Consider the following 6,867-nt stretch of genomic DNA (forward strand, 5'->3'; position numbering starts at 1 on the left):
CGGCGTCTCGCGTGGCCCTGGGGGCGGTGGCTGCGGACGGGAGGCGCGGGGCGGGGCCGTCACGGGCCTCCCGTCCGGTGGCTGGTCGCGCTCTCAGGCGCGGCCAGCGGTGCGCCGCTCGCGCACGCGTTCCGGCTAGCGGACGGCGCTGCGGAGCGGTGCCGTCGCGAAGTCGCGCATGCCGGCCTCGAAGTCGACCTCGGCGTGCCAGCCGAGCTCGGCGGCGATGCGCGCCGAACTCGCGGTGACGTGGCGGACGTCGCCCAGGCGGTACTCGCCCGTGACGACCGGCTGCGGGCCGTCGGGTCCGGCGATCGCGGCGGCCATGTCTCCGATGGTGTGCACGGTGCCGGAGCCGACGTTGTACGCGCGGAACGTGTCCGACGGCAGGTCGGCGGTCGCTGCGATGGAAGCGGCGTTCGCGCCGGCGACGTCGTCGACGTGCACGAAGTCGCGTCGCTGGGCGCCGTCCTCGAAGACGCGGGGTGCCTCGCCGCGGGCCAGTGCCGAGCGGAACAGGGACGCGACACCGGCGTAGGGGGTGTTCGCAGGCATGCCCGGTCCGTAGACGTTGTGGTAGCGGAGCGCGATCGCGCGGCCCCCCGTGGCTCGGGCCCAACTGGAGGCGAGGTGCTCCTGCGCGACCTTCGTCTGCGCGTACACGTTGCGGGGGTCGAGCGCGGCGGACTCGTCGATCAGGCCGGGCAGCAGGGGCTGACCGTCGGGGCCGATGGGGTCGAAGCGGCCGGCGTCGAGGTCCTCGCGGCGGCGGGCCGGCGGACGGGTGGGTTCGCCGGAGGCGGTGGTGTACGCGCCCTCGCCGTAGACGACCATCGAGCTGGCGACGACGAGCCGGCCGATGTCGTGCCGGTCCATGCCGGCGAGGACGTGGGCGGTGCCGGCGTCGTTCGACGAGACGTAGTCGGGGGCGTCCTGGAAGTCCACGCCGAGGCCGACCTTGGCCGCCTGGTGGCACACGACGTCGATGCCGTCGAGGGCGGCGTCGAGGGCGACCCGGTCGCGGACGTCGCCGTGCACGAACGCGATGCCCTGCTGCTGGTGGGCGCGGATGACCTCGGCGGGGTCGCCGTGCACGTCGTCGCGCAGGGAGTCGAGGACGCGGACCTCGTGGCCGTCGGCCAGGGCGCGGCGGACGATCGCGGAGCCGATGAAGCCGGCGCCGCCGGTGACGAGGAGGCGGCTCATGCGGTGGCACCCGTGGTGCTGGTGGAGGCGGGCTGGGCCTTCGTGGCGGTGACACCCGTGGTCGGCTGGGCCTGCATGATGCTGGCGCTCGCGCTGGTCGGGACGAGCTCGCGCGGGGTGAAGTCGGCGGGGATCGCGGCGACGATCTGGCCGATGGCTCGGACGATGACCTCGTTGGCGCGGGCGAGGCGTTCCATGACGAGGGCGTGGGTGACGACGGCTCCGGCGTCGTCGACGTCGGGGCCGCTGGCTGCGGCTGCGGCGGCGGCTTCGTCCTCGGTCGGGGCCAGGCCGGCGTCGGCGTCGGTGACGAACGACAGGTTCACGGTGGCGATGCCGAGTTCGGCGGCCAGGGGGACCTCGGGCGTCATCGTCATGTTGATCGTGTGGCCGCCAGCCTGGCGGAGCCAGACGGACTCGGCGCGGGTGGAGAACCGGGGACCCTGGATGACGACGCATGTGCCGGTCGGACGGAACGGCACGTCGAGTCCGGCGACGGCGTCGATCGCCGCACGGCGGAGCGTCGGGTCGAACGGGTCGGCGAAGGACAGGTGCTGCACGTCGTCCTCGAAGAACGTGTCGGCGCGGCCCCAGGTGCGGTCGATGAGCTGGTCGGTCACGACGAAGGTGCCCGGGGCGTAGTCGGGGTGCAGGCCGCCGACGGCACTCGAGGACACGATCGCGCGGACGCCGAGCGAACGGAGCGCCCAGACGTTCGCACGGTGGTTGATGCGGTGCGGGGCCACGGAGTGCTCACGGCCGTGGCGGGTCAGGAACGCGACCCGTCGTCCGGCCATCGTGCCGATGCTGATCGGGCTCGACGTCGGGCCGAACGGGGTCGGGACGTCGAGCTCGTCGGCGGTGCCCTCCTCGAACAGCTGGTAGAGGCCGGAGCCTCCGATGACACCGATCGTCACGGCTTCGTCGTTCTCCACAGGTCCTCCGGTTGGTCGTCGGCGCGGGCTGCGCGCTGGATACGCTACTGACGGCGCCACCGGGCGAACCGGGAGCGGCGCCACCAACCCCCTGTTCGGAGGCACCTGTGCGAACGATCGGTCAGCACCGCGACGACCTGGCGGCGTTGCTCGCGCCGGTGGTGGCGGGCCTCGGAGCAGAAGAACTGCCGCTCGACGAACTCGCCGGTGTGGGCGCGGGCGCCGGTGCGCGTGTCGGGTTCGCCCACCGCGTGCTCGCTGCTCCCGTCGCGTCGCCCGTTCCGCTGCCGCCGTTCGACAACAGTCAGATGGACGGGTTCGCCGTGCGGGCTGCGGACGCGGGGCAGGCCGTCCGGGTCGTCGCCCCGATCCCGGCCGGCGTGGCGCCCGAACCGCTCGAACGCGGCACGGCCGCGCCGATCATGACCGGTGCACGGATCCCGACCGGCGCCGACGCGGTGTTCCCGGTCGAGGCGACCGAGCCCGGCGCGTTCCCGGCGGCGCTCGAGCTGCTCCGGGTGACGGTGCCCGCTGACCTGACCGCCGGCACCTTCGTGCGGGTGACCGGCAGCGACCTGCCGACCGGCGCCGAGCTCGCTCCGGCCGGTTCCGCGGTCACGCCGGCGCTGCTCGGGGCGCTGGCTGCTGCGGGGGTGACGACCGTGTCGGTGCGCCGACCACTGCGGGTCCTCGTCGTGTCGACCGGGTCCGAGCTGCAGGGTGCCGACGCGGACGCGGCGACCATCGGTGACGCCAACGGCATCGCGCTGCGGGCAGCCCTTGCCCAGGTCGGTGCGGACTCACGGGCCGTCCGGGTGCCCGACGACGTCGCTGCCTTCGACCGGGCCCTCGATGCAGCCGTGGGGGACTGGGCCGACCTCGTGCTGACCACCGGGGGCATCAGCGCCGGGGCGTACGAGGTCGTTCGGCAGGCGCTCGAACCCCGGGGGCTCGCGGTGACGCCGGTCGCGATGCAGCCCGGTGGGCCGCAGGCGTTCGGCAGCGTCGTGTTCGGAGCCGACGGCGTCGCTCGTGCTGGTCGCGCCGTGCCCGTCGTGTCCTTCCCCGGCAATCCGGTGTCGGCGCTCGTCTCGTTCGAGGTGTTCCTGCGCCCGCTGCTCGCTGCCGCTGTCGGACTCACGCCGGACCGCCCCACGCAGGTCCTGCCGGCGGCGTCCGCTGCCGGCTCACCCGTCGGCAAGCACCAGGTCCGTCGCGGCCGGGTGCAGGACGGTGCCGTGCACTTCGTCGGTGGGCCGAGTTCGCACCTGCTCGTCCACTACGCCGCCGCCACCCACCTGGTGCACGTCCCCGTGGGGGTCGACGCCGTCGAGGTCGGCGACCCCCTGACCGTCTGGAGCCTCCGATGACCGACCCGTCCGCCGCTGACCAGTTGTCGCACGTCCGCGCTGACGGCACCGCGCACATGGTCGACGTCTCCGCGAAGGACGTCACCGACCGGTCGGCCACCGCCACCGCCACCGTCGTCACCCGTCCCGACGTCGTCACACGCATCCTCGACGGCTCGCTGCCCAAGGGCGAGGTCGTCGGCACCGCCCGGATCGCCGCGATCATGGCGGTGAAGAAGACCTCCGACCTGATCCCGCTGTGCCACCCGCTGCCGATCGCCGGCGTGCAGGTCGACATCACCGGCACCGACGATCGCGTGCTGATCGAGGTGTCGGTCCGCACGACCTCGCGCACCGGCGTCGAGATGGAAGCCCTGACCGGGGCGAGCGTCGCCGCCCTGACGGTGTACGACATGGTGAAGGCCGTCGACCGAGCGGCCGTGATCACGGACGTCCGCGTGCTCGAGAAGCACGGCGGACGCTCCGGGGACTGGAGCAACCGATGACCGCCGAGCCGACCAGGGGCCGGGCCGCCGTCGTCGTCGTGTCCACGCAGGCCGCCGCCGACCCCGCACTCGACCGCACCGGACCCGTCATCGCCGACTGGCTGCGCGACCACGGGTTCACCACGAGCGACCCGATCATCGTCCCCGACGGCGGCGCGATCACCGAGACCATCACCGCGGAACTCCTGGCCGACGCCCGGGTCGTCATCACCACCGGCGGCACCGGGGTCACCCCGACCGACCGGACCCCCGAGGCGGTGGCGGGGCTGATCGACCTCGAACTGCCCGGCATCACCGAGGAGATCCGTCGACGCGGACTCGCGGGTGCCGGCCCCACCGCCCTGCTCACCCGCGGCGTCGCCGGGGTCACGAACGCCGGCTGTCTGCTCGTCACCCTGCCCGGGTCGCGCGGTGGGGTGTCCGACGGCCTCGCCGTGCTCGACGGAGTACTCGACCACGTGGTCGCACAGGTGCACGGTGAGGGCCACGCCCCGCGGAGCGCCTCGTGAGCAGCACTGAGACCGCCGCACGGGTCGTGCTCGCCGACGTCGTCGACCGCGACATCAGCGTCGACGAAGTCGCAGCCGTGGTGGCCACCGAACAGGACGGCGCGGTGGTGACCTTCGCCGGCATCGTCCGTGACCACGACGGTGGCAAGGGCGTCACCGCGCTCGACTACGAGCAGCACCCCAGTGCCGGCGAGGTCATCACCGAGGTCGCCCGGACCATCGCCGAGGACCACCCCGACGTCCGGATCGCCGTGCTGCACCGGGTCGGGGCGCTCGGCATCGGGGACGTCGCGCTCGCCGCAGCGGTGTCGTCGTCGCATCGGGCGCAGGCGTTCGCCGCGTGCGGTGCCCTGGTCGACCTCGTGAAGGAGCGCGTGCCGATCTGGAAGCACCAGCGGTTCACCGACGGGACGGATGAGTGGGTCGCGGCGCTGTGACCGCCGCCGCCCAGACCGACACTGAGCGCGCGGCGGCAGGGCGACGCTGGGCCGAAGTTGACGAGCGTGCACGCCTGCTCCTCGCGCAGACCCGGACACCCGGCACGCCGGTCCTCGGGTTCGTCGTGGCCATCGGGCTGGTGCTGGTGGCGCTGTGCATCGCGGCGATCGCCGTGCCCGCCGGATCGGACGCTCGCTTCGCAGTTGCCGGCGTCGTCACCGCACTGGGCTTCGTCATCGGTCTCGGCGACGCCGTTCGGGTCCTGATCCGCCGGAGACGGAACGGCGCGGAAGCTCGTCGTGCGCCGGTGCTCGCGCCGCTACAGCAACGCGAACAGCGCGCGGTGACGGAGGCGGCGACCGGGCGACGAGCTGCGCCGGAGGACCGCCGGATCGTCGTGCAGGCGAGGGCGGTCGAACTGGGCGGCGGCGGCGAACTGGCCAGTCTGGCTGGGTTCGTGATCGTGTGGTCTGCGATCACGTTCGCCGGTGGCGCGTTCTGGCCCTTCGCCGTTGCGGGCGGCATCGCCGCCGCGGGGCAGTTCGCCTTGACGGCACGGTCCGCGGTGCTCGCCCGCCGGTACCTCGACGCCGACCCTGTGCACCTTCGCAACCGGGACGCTCGTTCGGGGCATGGTGAGACTCCAAGCGGATCCATAGAATCGCGAACATGAGCGTCTTGCTGCCCGGGATCACCGTCATCCTGCTGGTCTTCGCCCTGATCGACATCCTGACGAAGACGGATGACCAGATCCGCGGCCTGCCGAAGATCGCGTGGGTGATCCTCGTGATCCTGGTCCCCGTCGTCGGCAGCATCGTCTGGTTCGCCATCGGCCACGACTGGGCTCCGGGCGAACGGAACCACGGTCGGTACATCGAGCCCACCCGCCACGAGGACCGGTACGCCACCCTCGGCGACGCCCGCAGTGCCCACGGAGCCAAGCGCGTCACCGGCACCGAGCAGGAGCTCGCCGAGCTCGAGCGCGAGATCGAGTACTGGGAGGCGCAGGCACGCCTGAAGCGCGCGAAGGATGCCGCGGGCGAGGGCGACACCGCTCCCGCGAGCTGATCGTGTCCACGCCGGCCCCGCATGAGCTCGCCGGAGCCACGGTCTCCGAGGAGACCTGGCAGCAGGTGGAGGACCGTCTCGCGGGGGCGCCAGTCGGACCGCGTGTCCGCCGTTCGATGGTCCGGCGGGTCATCTGGATCGTGCTGGCCGTCGTCGCCGCGGTTGCAGCCGGGTGGCTGAGCGCCGAACACCTGCCGCGCTTCGACCTGCCCTCGACCGGAAGTGGCCTGCCGGGCTGGGCGTTCTTCGTCATCGTCCCGCTCATGATCGTTGGCCCGGTCTGCTGGGTCACCGCAATCGTCCGGGGCGGTGGACAGTTCCAGAGCGCGCTGTCCGACCCGATGCTCGGGCTTCCTCGTGCCGTCCGCCGACGGACCGAGCGCATGGCTCGTGGGCAGCAGCCCGCCGATCCGCAGCACCGGACCGCGCTCGTCGCACTCGCCGGCCGTCGGCTCGGTCAATCGACATCGACGTTCTGGCTCGCCCTCGGATGGACGCCGTTCGCGTTCGCGCAGTTCCTGCTCAACTGGGCGACGTTGTTCGGGCTGCTGTACGCGCTCCTCACCGTGTTCTTCCTCGCGATGCTGCTCTGGACCGTCAGCAAGCGGAAGCAGTGGCGAGCGTTCCTGCAGGAGACCGAGCCCCGCGCCGGAGCCGAGCCAGCCCCCGCGAGCTGACCCGGGCCTCCAGGCCATCGCACCGTGCGCGGTCTGTCGGGTGGTGCGAGGTTGCGCGCTCCGTGTGCCGCTACAGGCTCGCACCGAGCGGGCAACCTCGCACCATTCGAACAAGCGCGCACCGTGCGACGAGCCCGCCACGCGCCACCCACCCGCCACCCCAGCAACCCGCCCCGCAC

The 6,867-nt window shown here is 73.0% G+C and carries 9 protein-coding genes; 7 read left to right on the forward strand and 2 right to left on the reverse strand.

All coding sequences use genetic code 11. The features are described from left to right. Nucleotides 1–135: 135 nt before the first annotated feature. Together DEJ05_RS16730 and DEJ05_RS16735 are read right to left on the reverse strand one after the other, a co-directional pair. On the reverse strand, nt 136–1,206 hold the full coding sequence (locus DEJ05_RS16730) for an NAD(P)-dependent oxidoreductase (RefSeq protein WP_111030820.1): 1,071 nt from the start codon (nt 1,204–1,206) through the stop codon (nt 136–138). Then, nucleotides 1,203–2,141, reverse strand: coding sequence for an MTAP family purine nucleoside phosphorylase (locus DEJ05_RS16735; RefSeq protein ID WP_111111153.1), 939 nt, complete (start codon nt 2,139–2,141; stop codon nt 1,203–1,205). Before DEJ05_RS16735 ends, DEJ05_RS16730 begins: the two co-directional genes overlap by 4 nt. Nucleotides 2,142–2,248: 107 nt before the next feature. Between DEJ05_RS16735 and DEJ05_RS16740 the strand changes: the two genes are divergently transcribed. From DEJ05_RS16740 to DEJ05_RS16770, 7 genes are read left to right on the forward strand one after another with little or no spacing between them, the layout of a single operon-like run. Further along, a complete protein-coding gene (locus tag DEJ05_RS16740; RefSeq protein WP_111111155.1) occupies nt 2,249–3,511 on the forward strand; it encodes a molybdopterin molybdotransferase MoeA in 1,263 nt (420 codons plus the stop codon). Continuing rightward, nucleotides 3,508–3,996 (forward strand): cyclic pyranopterin monophosphate synthase MoaC, encoded by a 489-nt coding sequence (gene moaC / locus DEJ05_RS16745; protein ID WP_111105181.1) that lies wholly within the window; start codon nt 3,508–3,510, stop codon nt 3,994–3,996. Before DEJ05_RS16740 ends, moaC begins: the two co-directional genes overlap by 4 nt. Continuing rightward, on the forward strand, nt 3,993–4,505 hold the full coding sequence (locus DEJ05_RS16750; RefSeq protein WP_111095490.1) for a molybdenum cofactor biosynthesis protein B: 513 nt from the start codon (nt 3,993–3,995) through the stop codon (nt 4,503–4,505). Before moaC ends, DEJ05_RS16750 begins: the two co-directional genes overlap by 4 nt. After that, nucleotides 4,502–4,942: a molybdenum cofactor biosynthesis protein MoaE gene (locus DEJ05_RS16755; RefSeq protein WP_181440753.1), complete on the forward strand. Its 441-nt coding sequence runs from the start codon at nt 4,502–4,504 to the stop codon at nt 4,940–4,942. Before DEJ05_RS16750 ends, DEJ05_RS16755 begins: the two co-directional genes overlap by 4 nt. Further along, nucleotides 4,939–5,616 (forward strand): hypothetical protein, encoded by a 678-nt coding sequence (locus DEJ05_RS16760; protein WP_146245131.1) that lies wholly within the window; start codon nt 4,939–4,941, stop codon nt 5,614–5,616. The genes DEJ05_RS16755 and DEJ05_RS16760 overlap by 4 nt, the downstream gene beginning before the upstream one ends. Further along, nucleotides 5,613–6,011, forward strand: a complete 399-nt coding sequence (locus tag DEJ05_RS16765) for a PLDc N-terminal domain-containing protein (protein WP_111030808.1) — start codon at nt 5,613–5,615, stop codon at nt 6,009–6,011. The genes DEJ05_RS16760 and DEJ05_RS16765 overlap by 4 nt, the downstream gene beginning before the upstream one ends. A gap of 2 nt (nt 6,012–6,013) precedes the next feature. Continuing rightward, on the forward strand, nt 6,014–6,688 hold the full coding sequence (locus tag DEJ05_RS16770) for a hypothetical protein (protein WP_111111157.1): 675 nt from the start codon (nt 6,014–6,016) through the stop codon (nt 6,686–6,688). Nucleotides 6,689–6,867 lie beyond the last annotated feature (179 nt).

This window comes from Curtobacterium sp. MCLR17_045 (assembly GCF_003234405.1).
GTDB lineage: Bacteria > Actinomycetota > Actinomycetes > Actinomycetales > Microbacteriaceae > Curtobacterium > Curtobacterium flaccumfaciens.

What these genes read in the sequence shown, in the direction of transcription:
- moaC (WP_111105181.1), top strand. Translation starts at nt 3,508, where the DNA reads ATGACCGACCCGTCCGCCGCTGACCAGTTGTCGCACGTCCGCGCTGAC.
- DEJ05_RS16730 (WP_111030820.1), bottom strand. Translation starts at nt 1,206, where the DNA reads ATGAGCCGCCTCCTCGTCACCGGCGGCGCCGGCTTCATCGGCTCCGCG.
- DEJ05_RS16750 (WP_111095490.1), top strand. Translation starts at nt 3,993, where the DNA reads ATGACCGCCGAGCCGACCAGGGGCCGGGCCGCCGTCGTCGTCGTGTCC.
- DEJ05_RS16765 (WP_111030808.1), top strand. Translation starts at nt 5,613, where the DNA reads ATGAGCGTCTTGCTGCCCGGGATCACCGTCATCCTGCTGGTCTTCGCC.